Annotated in this window: 16 protein-coding genes and 2 tRNA genes; 16 read left to right on the top strand and 2 right to left on the bottom strand. The window is 60.0% G+C overall.

What is annotated here, in order from left to right; genetic code table 11:
- Positions 1-3 precede the first annotated feature (3 nt).
- The 14 genes from AC0J1C_RS10120 to nadA all read left to right on the top strand — a co-directional run bounded on the left by AC0J1C_RS10120 (position 4) and on the right by nadA (position 10,092).
- A complete protein-coding gene (locus AC0J1C_RS10120; protein WP_473043738.1) occupies positions 4-747 on the top strand; it encodes a YebC/PmpR family DNA-binding transcriptional regulator in 744 nt (247 codons plus the stop codon).
- Positions 748-765: 18 nt separating this feature from the next.
- Positions 766-1,293 (top strand): crossover junction endodeoxyribonuclease RuvC, encoded by a 528-nt coding sequence (gene ruvC / locus AC0J1C_RS10115; RefSeq protein ID WP_473043737.1) that lies wholly within the window; start codon positions 766-768, stop codon positions 1,291-1,293.
- Positions 1,294-1,321: 28 nt separating this feature from the next.
- On the top strand, positions 1,322-1,951 hold the full coding sequence (ruvA, locus tag AC0J1C_RS10110; RefSeq protein WP_473043736.1) for a Holliday junction branch migration protein RuvA: 630 nt from the start codon (positions 1,322-1,324) through the stop codon (positions 1,949-1,951).
- Positions 1,952-2,079: 128 nt separating this feature from the next.
- A complete protein-coding gene (gene ruvB / locus AC0J1C_RS10105) occupies positions 2,080-3,111 on the top strand; it encodes a Holliday junction branch migration DNA helicase RuvB (RefSeq protein ID WP_375191885.1) in 1,032 nt (343 codons plus the stop codon).
- Positions 3,104-3,550 (top strand): tol-pal system-associated acyl-CoA thioesterase, encoded by a 447-nt coding sequence (gene ybgC, locus AC0J1C_RS10100; protein WP_473043734.1) that lies wholly within the window; start codon positions 3,104-3,106, stop codon positions 3,548-3,550. Before ruvB ends, ybgC begins: the two co-directional genes overlap by 8 nt.
- Before the next feature lie 18 nt (positions 3,551-3,568).
- Positions 3,569-4,258: a protein TolQ gene (tolQ, locus tag AC0J1C_RS10095; protein WP_375191883.1), complete on the top strand. Its 690-nt coding sequence runs from the start codon at positions 3,569-3,571 to the stop codon at positions 4,256-4,258.
- A 34-nt stretch (positions 4,259-4,292) separates the two neighbouring features.
- Entirely contained in the window at positions 4,293-4,739 is a 447-nt protein-coding gene (tolR, locus tag AC0J1C_RS10090; protein WP_091985809.1) for a protein TolR, read from the top strand.
- Positions 4,740-4,818: 79 nt separating this feature from the next.
- Positions 4,819-5,820 (top strand): cell envelope integrity protein TolA, encoded by a 1,002-nt coding sequence (gene tolA, locus AC0J1C_RS10085; protein ID WP_375191916.1) that lies wholly within the window; start codon positions 4,819-4,821, stop codon positions 5,818-5,820.
- 16 nt (positions 5,821-5,836) lie between these two features.
- Positions 5,837-7,150, top strand: coding sequence for a Tol-Pal system beta propeller repeat protein TolB (gene tolB, locus AC0J1C_RS10080; protein ID WP_375191882.1), 1,314 nt, complete (start codon positions 5,837-5,839; stop codon positions 7,148-7,150).
- A gap of 67 nt (positions 7,151-7,217) precedes the next feature.
- Positions 7,218-7,787, top strand: coding sequence for a peptidoglycan-associated lipoprotein Pal (pal, locus tag AC0J1C_RS10075; protein ID WP_375191881.1), 570 nt, complete (start codon positions 7,218-7,220; stop codon positions 7,785-7,787).
- Positions 7,788-7,803: 16 nt separating this feature from the next.
- Positions 7,804-8,544: a tol-pal system protein YbgF gene (gene ybgF, locus AC0J1C_RS10070; protein ID WP_473043733.1), complete on the top strand. Its 741-nt coding sequence runs from the start codon at positions 7,804-7,806 to the stop codon at positions 8,542-8,544.
- A gap of 81 nt (positions 8,545-8,625) precedes the next feature.
- A tRNA-Lys gene (locus tag AC0J1C_RS10065) sits at positions 8,626-8,701 on the top strand.
- Between the two features lie 68 nt (positions 8,702-8,769).
- A tRNA-Lys gene (locus AC0J1C_RS10060) sits at positions 8,770-8,845 on the top strand.
- A 185-nt stretch (positions 8,846-9,030) separates the two neighbouring features.
- The gene (gene nadA / locus AC0J1C_RS10055; RefSeq protein ID WP_473043732.1) at positions 9,031-10,092 is read left to right on the top strand and encodes a quinolinate synthase NadA; all 1,062 of its coding nucleotides are present in this window, start codon (positions 9,031-9,033) and stop codon (positions 10,090-10,092) included.
- Positions 10,093-10,109: 17 nt separating this feature from the next.
- Here the strand turns inward: nadA and AC0J1C_RS10050 are convergent, their stop codons facing one another.
- Complete coding sequence (locus AC0J1C_RS10050; protein WP_375191915.1) at positions 10,110-11,588, bottom strand: M48 family metalloprotease; 1,479 nt, start codon at positions 11,586-11,588, stop codon at positions 10,110-10,112.
- Between the two features lie 168 nt (positions 11,589-11,756).
- Here AC0J1C_RS10050 and AC0J1C_RS10045 point away from each other — a divergent pair, with 168 nt between their 5' ends.
- Together AC0J1C_RS10045 and AC0J1C_RS10040 are read left to right on the top strand one after the other, a co-directional pair.
- A complete protein-coding gene (locus AC0J1C_RS10045) occupies positions 11,757-11,984 on the top strand; it encodes a sulfurtransferase TusA family protein (protein WP_375191878.1) in 228 nt (75 codons plus the stop codon).
- Between the two features lie 16 nt (positions 11,985-12,000).
- On the top strand, positions 12,001-13,086 hold the full coding sequence (locus tag AC0J1C_RS10040; protein WP_473043730.1) for an AI-2E family transporter: 1,086 nt from the start codon (positions 12,001-12,003) through the stop codon (positions 13,084-13,086).
- Between the two features lie 33 nt (positions 13,087-13,119).
- Here the strand turns inward: AC0J1C_RS10040 and AC0J1C_RS10035 are convergent, their stop codons facing one another.
- Positions 13,120-13,587 carry a peroxiredoxin gene (locus tag AC0J1C_RS10035; RefSeq protein ID WP_375191876.1) on the bottom strand — a complete coding sequence of 156 codons (468 nt, stop codon included), beginning with the start codon at positions 13,585-13,587 and terminating at the stop codon, positions 13,120-13,122.
- Positions 13,588-13,628 lie beyond the last annotated feature (41 nt).

Raw genomic sequence — 13,628 nt, 5'->3', positions numbered from 1 at the left:
CGCATGGCTGGTCACAGCAAATGGGCCAACATCAAGCACCGCAAGGCGGCACAGGACGCCAAGCGGGGCAAGATCTTCACCAAAATCATCCGGGAACTGACCGTTGCCGCCCGTCTTGGCGGCGGCGATCCCAACGACAATCCCCGTCTGCGGGCCGTGGTCGACAAGGCTCTGACCGCCAACATGAAGAAAGACACCATCGAGCGGGCGATTGAGCGCGGCGCAGGCGGTGGTGACGACAGCAACTACGAAGAGCTGACTTACGAAGGATACGGGCCAGGTGGCGTAGCCGTGTTTGTCGAAGCCATGACCGACAACAAGAACCGGACCGTTGCCGAAGTTCGTCATGCCTTCAACAAATTTGGCGGTAACCTCGGCACCGATGGGTCGGTAGCCTATCTTTTCAGCAAGCAGGGCATCATCAGCTACAGTCCGGAAACCGACGGCGACCGGCTTATGGAAGCCGCCCTGGAGGCGGGCGCCGAGGATCTGCAGGAGCAGGAGGATGGCTCCTACGAGATTGTCACCACGCCGGAAGAGTACCTGGACGTAAAGGAATCATTGACCGGAGCCGGGCTGATCCCCGATAACGCCGAGGTGACCATGGTGCCGTCCACCCGGGTTGAACTGGATCGGGACGGCGCCGAAACCACCCTCAAGCTGATCGACATGCTCGAGGATCTGGACGACGTCCAGAATGTGTACCACAACGCCGATATCTCCGCCGAGATCATGGAGTCGCTGTGACCGGACAGGACGACTGACGTGGCAATCATCCTGGGTGTCGATCCCGGATCACGGATCACCGGCTATGGCATCATCCGGGCCGAGGGCCGCCTGATCGAGTACATCGACAGCGGTTGCATCCGGGTTGGTGAAAAGCCGATGGCCGAACGCCTGCAGACCATCTTCCAGAGCCTTGCCACACTGATTGGGGAATACCGGCCGGAACAGTTCGCCATCGAGCAGGTGTTCATGGCGCGCAATCCGGACTCCGCCCTCAAGCTCGGCCAGGCTCGGGGCGCGGCGATTGTCAGTGCCGCCAACAGTGGCCTGGCAGTGCATGAGTATTCGGCAAGGCAGGTCAAGCAGGCGGTGGTTGGCAAGGGTGGGGCCGACAAGGCCCAGGTGCAGCACATGGTGCAGGCACTGCTGTCCCTTTCGCGCAAGCCCCAGGCCGATGCCGCCGATGCCCTGGCCATTGCCCTGTGTCATGCCCATATGAGCCAGAGTATCCTCAGGGTGGCCAGTGGGTCTGGAAAAGTTCGCAGCGGGCGCGTGCGGCATTCATAAGCAGCTTAGCTGAAAAAGGAGTAGTCCCTTGATTGGTCGTATCCGAGGTGTACTGGTTGAGAAAGCTCCCGGGCAGGCGCTGGTTGAATGTGCTGGCCTCGGTTACGAGGTCGATATTCCTTACACCACTTTCTTCCACCTGCCCGAAACGGGACAGGAAGTCACCCTCCACACCCACTTTGCGGTTCGTGAGGATGCCCAGAGCCTGTACGGCTTTGCGTCCCGACTCGACCGAGACCTGTTCCGCCTGCTGATCAAGGTGAACGGGGTAGGGCCGAAACTTGCCGTGGGTATTCTCTCCGGGCTTGATGCCCAACAGTTCATTCGCTGTGTCGAAAGCCGCGACTCGGCGTCGCTGGTCAAGCTGCCTGGTGTCGGCAAGAAAACCGCCGAGCGGCTTCTTATTGAAATGGCAGACCGGATAGGGCAACTTGAAGGGCAATTTGTGCCAATGTCGCCGGAAGCGGCGGGTGCTGGCCAGCAGCCGGAGATCGCAGCGACCCGCGGGGCTTCAGCCACCGAGGAAGCCGAGGCGGCCCTGATCGCGCTGGGGTACAAGCCCCAGGAAGCCGCCAAGGCGATCAGTAAGGTGTCGGAAGAGGGCATGAGCAGTGAAACCCTCATTCGCCTCGCGCTGCGAAACATGATCCCGGCCTGAGCCCGCTACCTGTCGCGAATCTGTAGAGAGCGTAACGTGACACCCGCATAGCCCTTTGTACAATTGGGGCAAGCTGCAATTCAGGGGTAGTCAGGCACGATGTTGATTCCCAACCAATGGGTGATGCCATGATTGAATCCGACCGGTTGATTTCGGCCCGGGCCGGTGAATACGAGGAAGTCCAGGACAGGGCCATCCGGCCGACGCTGTTGACGGAATACGTGGGTCAGCCAACGGTCCGGGAGCAGATGGATATCTTCATCTCTGCGGCCCGAGGGCGCCAGGAGGCCCTGGACCACGTGCTGATCTTCGGGCCGCCCGGCCTTGGTAAAACAACGCTCGCGAACATCATCGCCAACGAGATGGGTGTGTCCATCAAGACCACCTCGGGCCCGGTTCTCGAGAAAGCCGGCGACCTGGCGGCCATGCTGACCAACCTGGAAGAGGGCGATGTTCTCTTCATCGACGAGATCCATCGACTGAGTGCGGCAGTGGAGGAAGTCCTCTACCCGGCCATGGAAGATTACCAGCTGGACATCATGATTGGCGAGGGGCCGGCGGCCCGTTCGATCAAACTCGATCTGCCCCCCTTCACCCTGGTTGGTGCCACTACCCGGGCGGGTCTGCTTACCTCGCCACTTCGCGACCGTTTCGGGATCGTCCAGCGGCTGGAGTTCTACAACACCGCAGATCTCACCAGCATCATCATGCGGTCTGCGCGGTTGTCGTCGGTGGCGATCGACGAGGCCGGGGCCTTTGAGATTGCCCGACGTTCCCGGGGGACGCCACGAATAGCCAATCGCCTGTTGCGCCGGGTTCGCGATTTTGCCGAAGTCCGGTCCGATGGCCATATCAGTGCCGACATTGCAGACCAGGCCCTGAACATGCTGAAGGTAGACAACCAGGGATTCGATCATATGGACCGGCGTCTTCTTCTGGCCATGATCGAAAAATTCGATGGCGGCCCGGTAGGGGTGGAAAGTCTTGCCGCCGCCATCAGTGAAGAGCGTGGCACCATTGAAGATGTACTGGAGCCCTTTCTGATCCAGCAGGGTTACATGGTGCGAACGCCCCGCGGGCGCATGGTGACATCGAACGCCTACCAGCATTTCGGCGTGGTGCCACCCAGGTCGGGCAAAGAGGAGGATCTCTTTGGTTGATCAGGCATCAGGTACCTCCTATGAACTGCCGGTACGGGTGTACATTGAGGACACCGACGCCGGCGGCATCGTATTTCACGCCAAGTACCTGCATTACATGGAGCGGGCGCGCACCGAGTGGGTACGCAGTTGCGGCGTCAGTCTGCGCGCAGGTCTGGCAGACAACATCAGCTACGTGGTGCAGCGGCTGACCCTGCACTATGCAGTGCCGGCAAAGCTGGACGACGAACTGCTGGTGACTGCCGAGCCGGTGAATTTTGGCCGGGTATGGATGGATTTCCGGCAGCGGGTCCTGCGGGCCGGTGACCGGACTCTGTTGTGCGATGGGCAGGTGCGGGTTGCCTGTGTCGCCCTGGACAGCGGGCGTCCCCGCCGGCTGCCCGACAGCATGCGGGCGTTGCTGGCCGACAATGCGCGGCCTGAAAACACCAATAACTGAGCGAGCCAGGAGTAAGAAGTGGATTCAGAACTTTCAGTCTGGTACCTGATTGCAAATGCCGGGGTTCTCGTGCAGCTGGTGATGCTGCTGTTACTCCTGGCGTCCGTGATTTCCTGGGCCCTGATCTTCCAGCGCCTTCAGGTGTTCCGGAAAGCCCGGCAGGCACAACTGGCCTTCGAGGAGCGTTTCTGGTCGGGCATGGACCTTGGGCAGCTGTACCGTGAGGTGAATGCCGAGCCGACACCCTTCTCTGGCATGGAATCGCTGTTTCGTGCCGGCTTCAAGGAGTTTTCCAGGCTTCGTCAGCAGAGCCGCGACGCGGACGCGGTCATGGAGGGCACCCAGCGTGCCATGCGGGTGGCCTTCTCACGGGAGCAGGAGCGTCTGGAAACGCACCTGCCATTCCTGGCGACGGTGGGCTCCACCAGTCCCTACATCGGTCTGTTTGGCACGGTCTGGGGCATTATGAACTCCTTCCGGGGGCTGGCCCAGGTGCAGCAGGCAACCCTGGCAACGGTGGCCCCTGGTATTTCCGAGGCATTGATTGCCACAGCGATGGGCCTGTTCGCGGCCATTCCTGCAGTGATTGCCTACAACCGCTTCTCCGCTATGTCGGACGCCTTGCTCAAGAACTACGAAACCTTTGCCGACGAGTTTTCCAGCATTCTGCATCGTCGGGTGCATCAGAGCGAGAAGGGTGCTGCCTGATGGGGCAGGGATACAGGGTCAGGAGCAAAACCGTATGAAAGGCATGGGTATGATGCCCCAGCACAAGCGCAAGCCAATGTCGGAAATCAACGTGGTTCCGTACATTGATGTCATGCTGGTGCTGCTGGTTATTTTCATGGTTACGGCACCAATGCTGACGCAGGGTGTGAAGGTGGATTTGCCGGAGACCACGTCGGATCCGATCCAGCCCGACAAGAACGTTGAGTCGATCATCGTCTCGGTGGACGCCAATGGCGCCTACTACGTGGAGGTGGGTGACGAGGGCAGTGATCCCATGTCGCTCGGGGAGCTTCGTGACCGGGTTGCGAAGATTCTGTCACAGCGGACCTCCAGCGAAATTCTGGTGCGTGGAGACGAGCATGTGGAATACGGCACGGTGGTTCGACTCATGGCCGAGCTGCAGGGGGCCGGAGCGAGCAGCATCGGTCTGATTACAGAATCACCCGGAAACGAAAAGTGACAGTGGTGCGGGCGGGGTTTTTGTGAAAGATCACCAGCGCGAGGTCATAACAACCGGGCAGCCACCCTGGAAATCTCCGGTGGCCATATCGGTGACCCTGCACCTGCTCATTCTGGGCGTTGCTCTGGCGGGCTGGTCCTGGACCAGCCCGGATCATGAACCCCCGCCCAGAAGCATTGCAGCACGGCTGATCACTCAGCAGGAGCCCGAGCCAAGTCCGGTTCTGGAACCGAACAACGAGCAGCAGCGTGAGGATGAACGCAAGGCCGAGGAGCAGCGCAAGCAGCAGGAAGCCGAACGCAAGCGCAAAGAAGAGGAAGCGCGCCGCATTGCCGAGCAGAAACGGCAGGAGGAGCTGAAGCGCCAGGAAGAGCAGAAGCGCCTGGAACAGCAGAAAGAGCGGGAGCGTCAGGAAGCCGAGGCGAAGGCCCGTGAGGCAGCCAAAGCGAAAGCCGAGGAAGCCGCGCGTCAGAAAGCGGAAGCCGAGGCCAAGGAGCGTGCCCGCCAGAAGGCGGAGGAAGAGAAACGACGCCAGGAAGAGGCGCGCCGCAAGGCTGAAGAGGAAAAGCGGCGTCAGGAAGAGCAGCGCCGACGGGAAGAAGCGGAGCGCAAACGGCAGGAGGAGCTGGCGCGCCAGGAAGCCGAGCGCAAACGGCTGGAAGCAGAACGCAAGCTCCGGGAACAGCAGCTGGAGGCCCAGGCAGAGGCCGCACGGCAGGCTCGCGAGGCAGAAGCCCGGCGTCAGCAGGAAGCAGCCGCCGCGAAGGCCAGAGAGGCGCAAATGCTCTCGGAGAGCGAGAAATATCAGGCGCTGATCCGGGAGCGATTGAGTCAGGCCTGGTATCCGCCCTCATCGGCCACGGAAGAGATGACGGCGCGGCTTCAGATTACCCTTCTGCCCACCGGTGAACTGGCAGGTGTCCGGCTGGTCGGAAGCAGTGGCAATACCGCTTTTGATAATTCTGCGCTCAGCGCGGTGCGCTCCCTGAATCGCTATCCGATTCCGGACAACAGGGACACCTTTGAGCGGTATTTCCGACAGTTCACGATTGAGTTCAATCCGCGCAGGATGAACCGATAACGAGATGGATGACACCATGAAGGTTTGGAGTTGGCAGAAACCATTGATAACCCTGTTCACCGTGCTGGTGCTGGGTGTTGCGACGGCTGGCGGTGCTCGGGCGGAACTGTTGATCCGGATTACCGAAGGCGCCGGGTCGGCCATTCCGGTAGCCGTGGTGCCTTTTGCTGAGTCTGGTCAGATGCCCCCGGGCGACAAGGTGAGCAGTATCGTTCAGTCAGATCTGACCATGACCGGAGAATTCCGTACCCTGCCACCGGAAAAAATGCTGAGTCTCCCGTCCAGGCGAGAGGACGTCTTCTTTCGCGACTGGCGCCTGCTCGGCCAGCGCTACGTTCTGGTGGGCAGTCTTACCCGCAGCGCCGATCGGGTTCAGGCCCGCTATGAACTGTTTGATGTGAACCGCGAGGAGCGGATTCTCGGCGAGACCGCCGCGGCACCGGTGTCCAACGTCCGGTCTCTGGCGCACCACATCAGCGACAAGGTCTATGAAGCGATCACCGGTGTGCCGGGTGCCTTCTCTACCAAGCTGGCGTATGTGACCCTGGATACCGCCAACGGCAAGCCCCGCTATCGACTGCAGGTCAGCGACGTGGACGGCAAACGGGCGAGGATTCGGCTGGAAAGCCAGGAGCCGATTCTGTCGCCGGCCTGGTCGCCGGATGGTGAAAAGCTGGCCTACGTGTCGTTCGAAACCGGCAAACCGGTAATCTTTGTGCACGAGCTGGCGACCGGGAAGCGCACCAAGGTAGCGGATTTTCCGGGGCTGAATTCCGCGCCAGCCTGGTCCGAGGATGGCAAATCCCTGCTGATGACCCTCTCCAAGGACGGAAATGCGGAAATCTATCGCATGGATCTGGCCACCCGGCAGTTGACCAAGCTGACCAACCACTGGGCCATTGATACCGAGGCAAGCTGGGACGCCAGCGGAGAGGGCATTTTCTTTACCTCGGACCGGTCCGGCGGGCCGCAGATCTATCACATGGAGACCCCCGGCGCCGAGCCCCGGCGTATCACATTCGGCAGCCGGTATAACGCCCGCCCGAGGCCGGATAACAAGGGTCGATATGTCTATTATGTACACCAGCGGGATCGGGCGTTTCACATTGCCCGTACCGATCTGAGAACCGGGGAGGAAACCATCCTTACCCGCACGGAATCTGATGAGTCTCCGAGCGTCGCGCCCAATGGCCGCATGTTGATTTACGCAACGCGGCAGAACGGGACGAATGTGCTCACGGTCATTTCCGCGGACGGCGGTGCTGCCTACAGCCTGCCGGCCTCCGAGGGTGATGTCCGTGAGCCGGCCTGGGGGCCATTGGTTCGGTGATGGCACGGGACAATGGACCCGGGTCATTCCGTAAAAAATTAACTCCATCAACTGTAAGGAAGGCATCATGATTTTTTCAGCACAGACCAAGGCATTTGCGCTTCTGCTCTCCGTCGGGCTGGTCGCGGGTTGTAGCTCAACCGGTGGCACTCAGGAAGAGGGCGAATACGGTTCCGACGTAGCGGCTATTGATCAGGAAGGCGGTTCCACCGTTTACGGTGGCGAGGGCCAGGATGGCGTGTCCTCTTCGCAGCTGACTGAGGAAGAGCGGATGGCCGCCCGTCAGCAGGCAGAACAGGCTGCGCTGCGTGAAATTACCACCTTCTACTTTGACTTCGACACCGCTGAGATCAAGCCGGAAGCCCGCGACGTGCTGGTGGCCCATGCCCAGTACCTGGCCAACAACCCGGGCCAGAATGTGCGCCTGGAAGGCCATGCGGATGAGCGTGGAACCAAGGAATACAACCTGGCCCTGGGCGAGCGCCGTGCCAATGCCGTACAGCGCTTCCTGATTGTTAATGGTGCTTCACGTGGCCAGATCGAGACCGTAAGCTATGGTGAGGAAAAGCCGGCTGTCATGGGTTCCACAGAAAGCGCCTGGGCCCAGAACCGTCGGGTAGAACTCGTATTCAAGTAAACACACAGGACGCACCATGAGAAAAACGCTCATGGCGGCAGTGCTGCTCCCGCTTGCCTTCGGGCAGGCGGGCGTGGCGTTGGCGCAATCCGCCCAGAACACCAGCCCTGCCGGTAGCAGCCAGGCCACGGCCGAATTGTTCTACATGATCCAGCAGTTGCAGGGAGAAGTTCGACGCCTCCAGGGCGAGGTGGAGGAACAGCGCCACCTGATCAACCGCCTGCAGGAGCAGGGGCGGGATCGCTACATTGATCTGGATCAGCGCATCCTGGAACTGTCCGAGAAGCTGGCATCCCAACCGGCGGAGACTGCCACAGCCAGCAGTCCGGCCGCTGCGGGCACCGCGCCCCAGATGAAGGAGTATCGCCAGCCCGGTGCGGAAGAACGCCAGGCCTATGAAAAGATCCTCGACCTGATTCGCAACCAGAAAAAATACGATGAGGCGATTACCCGGATTTACGAGTTTATCGACAAGTATCCGGAAGGGGATCTCACCGTGAACGCCTATTATTGGCTGGGTGAGGTGTACCTGGTGAAGCCGCAGCTGGAACAGGCAAAACAGGCATTCACCATCGTTGCAACGCGGTATGCCGATCATCGCAAGGCGCCGGACGCCGTGTACAAGCTAGGAATTACCCAGGACCGGCTCGGTGAAAAGCAGGATGCCCGCCGGACCATGAACAAAGTACTTGAGGATTATCCCTCCAGCAGCGCCGCTGATCTGGCCCGTCGTTATCTGGAATCCGGCAACGGCTGACACCCCGGGTAAAAATGTCCGGGATCCGGAAAAAAAGGGGTTGATCAGGCGCCAAAAATCATTACTATATGCGCCTCGTTTGGGTCGTTAGCTCAGTTGGTAGAGCAGTTGGCTTTTAACCAATTGGTCGAAGGTTCGAATCCTTCACGACCCACCAAACACGAAGTGCCGGGTGGGCTGAGTCATTCGGTACGGATTGGGGCGAAAGCGTCAATCGCCAGTCAGGGGTCGTTAGCTCAGTTGGTAGAGCAGTTGGCTTTTAACCAATTGGTCGAAGGTTCGAATCCTTCACGACCCACCAAATAACGGAAGCCGGCGGTTTCCGTGAAAAAAGAGCCTCCGGGCTCTTTTTTTTTGCGTATATGTTCCCACCTAGGTAAACAAGTATCTGAAAGCCCCGAGTGTCTGGGCGATTTGTTTCAGAATCATTAAAGCCCGGACGGCAATGCTATAATGCCCCGGTGAACGCAACACAGAGATGCAGTAATGACCCGAGCCGAAGACCGTATCCTTGTTCAGGAACATCTGGCCCACGCCGCCGAGCCCAAGCCCCTGAGCGCCAGTGAGAAAGCTGATCTGGAATCCCGAATCAAGGCGGCCCTGAAGGCCCGGGATGCGGTTCTCGTGGCGCATTATTACACCGATCCGGACATTCAGCGTCTGGCCGAAGAGACTGGTGGCTGTGTCGCCGACTCCCTGGAAATGGCCCGGTTTGGCAACCAACATCCCGCCTCCACGGTGGTGGTTGCCGGGGTCCGGTTCATGGGCGAAACAGCCAAGATCCTGAACCCGGAAAAGCGGGTGCTGATGCCAACCCTCGAGGCGACCTGTTCCCTGGACGTGGGGTGCCCGGAGGACGAGTTTGCCGCATTCTGCGACCAGCACCCCGATCGCACCGTGGTGGTCTACGCGAATACCTCGGCGGCGGTCAAAGCCAGGGCTGACTGGGTGGTAACGTCCAGCTGCGCCCAGGCGATCGTGGAGCATCTTGATGCCCGTGGTGAGAAGATTCTGTGGGCACCCGACAAACATCTTGGGCATTACGTGCAGAAGACGACCGGTGCCGACATGCTGCTGTGGGACGGCTCCTGCATAGTGCACGAAGAGTTCAAGTACCGTGGGCTTGAGGACCTGAAAGCAGTGTATCCGGAGGCCGCTGTGCTGGTGCACCCGGAGTCGCCGGACGCGGTGGTGGAAATGGCGGACGTGGTCGGCTCAACCTCGCAGCTCATTCACGCGGTGCAGACCCTTCCCAATGAGCAGTTCATCGTGGCAACCGATAACGGCATCTTCTACAAGATGCAGCAGTTGGCCCCCAACAAGACTCTCATTGAGGCGCCCACTGCGGGCAATGGGGCAACCTGTCGCAGCTGTGCCCACTGTCCGTGGATGGCGATGAACGGCCTCGCCAACTTGCTGCACGTGCTGGAGCACGGCGATCAGGAAGTACTGGTGGATGCGGCTTTGCGGGAAAGGGCATTGAAGCCGCTGCACCGGATGCTGGACTTTACCGCCCATATGAACCTGAAGGCCGCCGGTAACGCCTGAGGCGTCAACTGGGTGCCTCAGCCGTTGTTTCGGGCGTAGAGTCGGCTGGTGATCTCGGCCAGCCGCTCGGTCACTATCTGTCGCTGGGGCGCGCCGGCGGGCAGTTTTTCCTGGGCCTGCCTGAGTTGCCTCTGGGCCGACTCCAGGTCGCCCATGAGCACGTCGTATTCCGCCCGCGCGCGGTGAACGCCGACAATATTCCTTGCCATTCCCTCTGCTTCGGCGAGCTTCAGCCACAGGTGCTCCTGGCCTGGCAGCCTTCGGGTCAGTTGTTTCAGATGTTCAGCTGCTGCCGCGCCGTTACCGTCGGCTATCTCGGTTTCCGCCAACTGGAAGGTGATCGGGTAATTGCCCGGGTTGCGTGCAAGTGCGTCCTGAAGGATCGAACGGGCGTCATCCATCCGTTTCTGAGCCAGGCGTACTTCCGCCAGGGTTACCAGAAAGGTAATTCGACCGGGGTTCCTGGCCAGTAGATCATTCAAAAGCTCGGCGGCTTTCTCGTGCTGTCGATTGGACAGGTAGGCGACGGCCAAACCGTAGCGAATGGCGTCGTTGCGCTTGGCGTCTTCACGATCCAGATAGGCCTCGAAGGTTTCTACCGCAACATCGGCCGAGGGCGCGTAGTGTACTTGCAGCCGGCTGCGCATCAGGTGGTACTCCTGGCCATCACGGATGCGTTCGTCAGGGTATTGCTCGGCACGGTTTCGGGTGTCGGCAACCCGGTTCTGGGTGAGCGGGTGGGTTGAGAGGTATTCCGGCAGCCGGTTCCCCTGCATCCGGTTCTGCCGCATCATGATCTCGAACATCTCGGGCATGCCTCTGGGGTCCATCCCGGCGTTGGCCAATATCTCAAGGCCCACGCGGTCTGCTTCCTGCTCATGGGCCCGGCTGTACGCCAACATGTTCTGTACCGCCAGTGCCTGGCTGCCTGCGATCGCCGCGATACCGATGTCAGACTGGGTAACCGCTGACAGCACGATACCGGCAATCATGCCGGCCATGGTGAGGGGAGCGCTGGTTTCCTGCTGTTCCATGCGCCGGGCAAAATGCCGCTGGCTGAGGTGTGCAAGTTCGTGGGCGAGTACCGAGGCGAACTGCTGTTCCGTTGCAGCGTTCAGGAACAGGCCGCCATTCACCCCAACAATGCCTCCTGGCACGGCAAAGGCGTTGATCGCCGGACTGTCGATCAGTGCCAGGGTCAGGTCGCGGTCCTGCAGGGGGGCGAAGGGAACCAGGCGATAGGTAATGGCATTCACATAGTCGTAAACCAGAGGGTCGGTGATCCGTGGCGCCGAACGGCGGATGGATACCATCACCTGTTGGCCAATGTCCGACTCCTGCTGGCCAGCGATCAAACCGCCGCCACTGCCACCGATGCTGGGTAAGCGGCTATCCTGCTGCCCCTGTGCCGGCAGGGCAGTGCCTGCCAGAGCGAGGGCCAGCAGGGCGCTCCTCATCAGTGCCGGAAACGGACGGGTGCGGAAATGTCTTGCCATCATCTGATACAGAATGCCTTTGCCTGGAACTGCCGGTTGGACAGCAGTGCATTGTGAAAAGTTCGGGCCCCCGCTTGCAGAGGACTGTAATGCAGTACATTATCACTCCCGGCACAATGCCCGCTTGTTAAATTCCCTTACAGTTTGTCCGTATGGTGTGTAATCCCGATGGTTGATCGTGTTCTTGATGCGTCCGGGCTTCGCTGCCCGATGCCGTTGCTGAAGACCAAGCTGGAACTCAACAGTATGTCGCCTGGCGAAGAGCTCGAGGTGATCGCCACCGACGCCGGTTCTGCCCGGGATATTCCCGCTTTCCTCGAGTTGTCCGACCATAAGCTCATGAGCAGTTCGGAGTCCGCCGGCCAATACCGGTTTGTGATAAAGTGCGGCGGTTAATGATTCGGAGTTGTCGATGATCAGGACGTTACGGGGTCTTGCCCACAAATATTTCTCGGATGAAGAAGCGGTCATCCTTTTTCTGATACTGGTCACTGGCACTGTCTTTGTGATCTGGTTCGGGGCCATGCTCGCCCCGGCCATTGCCTCTCTGATCGTTGCCTTTATTCTGCAGGGGCTGGTAACCAAGCTCAACCGGCTGGGGGTCCCGGAAACCCTCTCAATCCTGACGGTATTCCTGGTATTTCTCGGGGTGCTGGTCGGCTTTCTGTTCGGGCTACTGCCACTTATCTGGACCCAGCTCAGCAACCTCGCCGGTGAGGCGCCGCGCATCATCCGTGAACTGCAGTCCTACCTGGAGCTGTTACCGGAGCAGTACCCCCATTTGATTTCGGGCCAAGCGGTTGCCCAGGTTTACAGCCAGGTGAGTACCGAAGTGGGGCACCTGACCCAATGGTTGGTGTCGTTTTCCCTGTCAAGTATTCCCGATCTGGTCGCGCTGCTGATCTACATGGTGCTGGTGCCGATCCTGGTGTTCTTCTTCCTGAAGGACCGCGAGGTGCTGCTGGGGTCCATTGCCCGTTTGCTGCCACCGCAGCGGCCCATGATGCTGCAGATCTGGCACGAGGTGAACCTGCAGTGCGCCAACTATGTTCGCGGCAAGGCGCTGGAGATCCTCATTGTGGGCGGTGCCACCTACATTGCATTCAAGCTGCTGGGCATGCCGTACGCGGCTCTGCTGGCGCTGCTGGTGGGCCTGAGCGTGGTGATTCCATACATCGGTGCTGCCGTGGTCACCATTCCGGTGGCGGTGATCGCCCTGTTCGCGTTCGGCTGGGGCAGCCACTTTATCTGGGTGATGGTGGTGTACGGCGTTATTCAGGCCCTGGACGGCAACGTTCTGGTGCCCATCCTCTTTTCCGAGGTCAACAACCTTCATCCGGTCGCCATTATCGTGGCGGTGCTGTTCTTCGGCGGCATCTGGGGCCTCTGGGGTGTGTTCTTTGCGATTCCGCTGGCCACCATGCTGAAGGCGGTCTTTGCGGCCTGGCCGGTTAAGGATGCCGCCTCTGCTCCGGTCGAGACCACGCAAGCAAAGTAGCCTTTCCCGACCAGACAGCTGAACGGGCGCTCGTCAGAGCGCCCTGACTGCCTCCAGCACTTCGTCGGCATGGCCCTTCACTTTCACGCCGCGCCACTCGCCCCTGAGAACACCCTCCTTGTCGATCAGGAACGTGCTTCGGTCCACGCCCATGTATTCCTTGCCGTACAGCTTTTTCAGTTTGATGACATCAAACAACTGACAGAGCGCTTCGTCCTTGTCTGAAATCAGGTGGAACGGGAATTCGTGCTTGGCGCGGAAGTTCTCGTGGGCCTTCAGACCATCTCGGGATACCCCGAGGATCTCGGTGTCCAGCTCCTCGAACTGCTGCATGCGGTCCCGGAAATCCTGGCCTTCGGTAGTGCACCCCGGCGTGTTGTCCTTGGGGTAGAAATAGATCACCACATTACGGCCCTTCAGATCGTCCAGTCGGATGGTCTGGTTTCCCGTGGCCGGTGCTTCAAAATCCGGCACGGGTTTGTTTAACTCAACGGAGGGCATGACATCTCCTTTAATTCCCTTGTGTCAGTTCGTGCCCAACA

It is taken from the genome of Marinobacter sp. E2 (assembly GCF_055755345.1).
This window is presented reverse-complemented; position numbering and strand designations above follow the sequence as displayed.

What these genes read in the sequence shown, in the direction of transcription:
- AC0J1C_RS10040 (WP_473043730.1), top strand. Translation starts at nt 12,001, where the DNA reads ATGATCAGGACGTTACGGGGTCTTGCCCACAAATATTTCTCGGATGAA.
- AC0J1C_RS10050 (WP_375191915.1), bottom strand. Translation starts at nt 11,588, where the DNA reads ATGGCAAGACATTTCCGCACCCGTCCGTTTCCGGCACTGATGAGGAGC.
- ybgF (WP_473043733.1), top strand. Translation starts at nt 7,804, where the DNA reads ATGAGAAAAACGCTCATGGCGGCAGTGCTGCTCCCGCTTGCCTTCGGG.
- ruvB (WP_375191885.1), top strand. Translation starts at nt 2,080, where the DNA reads ATGATTGAATCCGACCGGTTGATTTCGGCCCGGGCCGGTGAATACGAG.
- tolB (WP_375191882.1), top strand. Translation starts at nt 5,837, where the DNA reads ATGAAGGTTTGGAGTTGGCAGAAACCATTGATAACCCTGTTCACCGTG.
- tolR (WP_091985809.1), top strand. Translation starts at nt 4,293, where the DNA reads ATGAAAGGCATGGGTATGATGCCCCAGCACAAGCGCAAGCCAATGTCG.
- nadA (WP_473043732.1), top strand. Translation starts at nt 9,031, where the DNA reads ATGACCCGAGCCGAAGACCGTATCCTTGTTCAGGAACATCTGGCCCAC.
- AC0J1C_RS10035 (WP_375191876.1), bottom strand. Translation starts at nt 13,587, where the DNA reads ATGCCCTCCGTTGAGTTAAACAAACCCGTGCCGGATTTTGAAGCACCG.
- AC0J1C_RS10045 (WP_375191878.1), top strand. Translation starts at nt 11,757, where the DNA reads ATGGTTGATCGTGTTCTTGATGCGTCCGGGCTTCGCTGCCCGATGCCG.
- pal (WP_375191881.1), top strand. Translation starts at nt 7,218, where the DNA reads ATGATTTTTTCAGCACAGACCAAGGCATTTGCGCTTCTGCTCTCCGTC.
- AC0J1C_RS10120 (WP_473043738.1), top strand. Translation starts at nt 4, where the DNA reads ATGGCTGGTCACAGCAAATGGGCCAACATCAAGCACCGCAAGGCGGCA.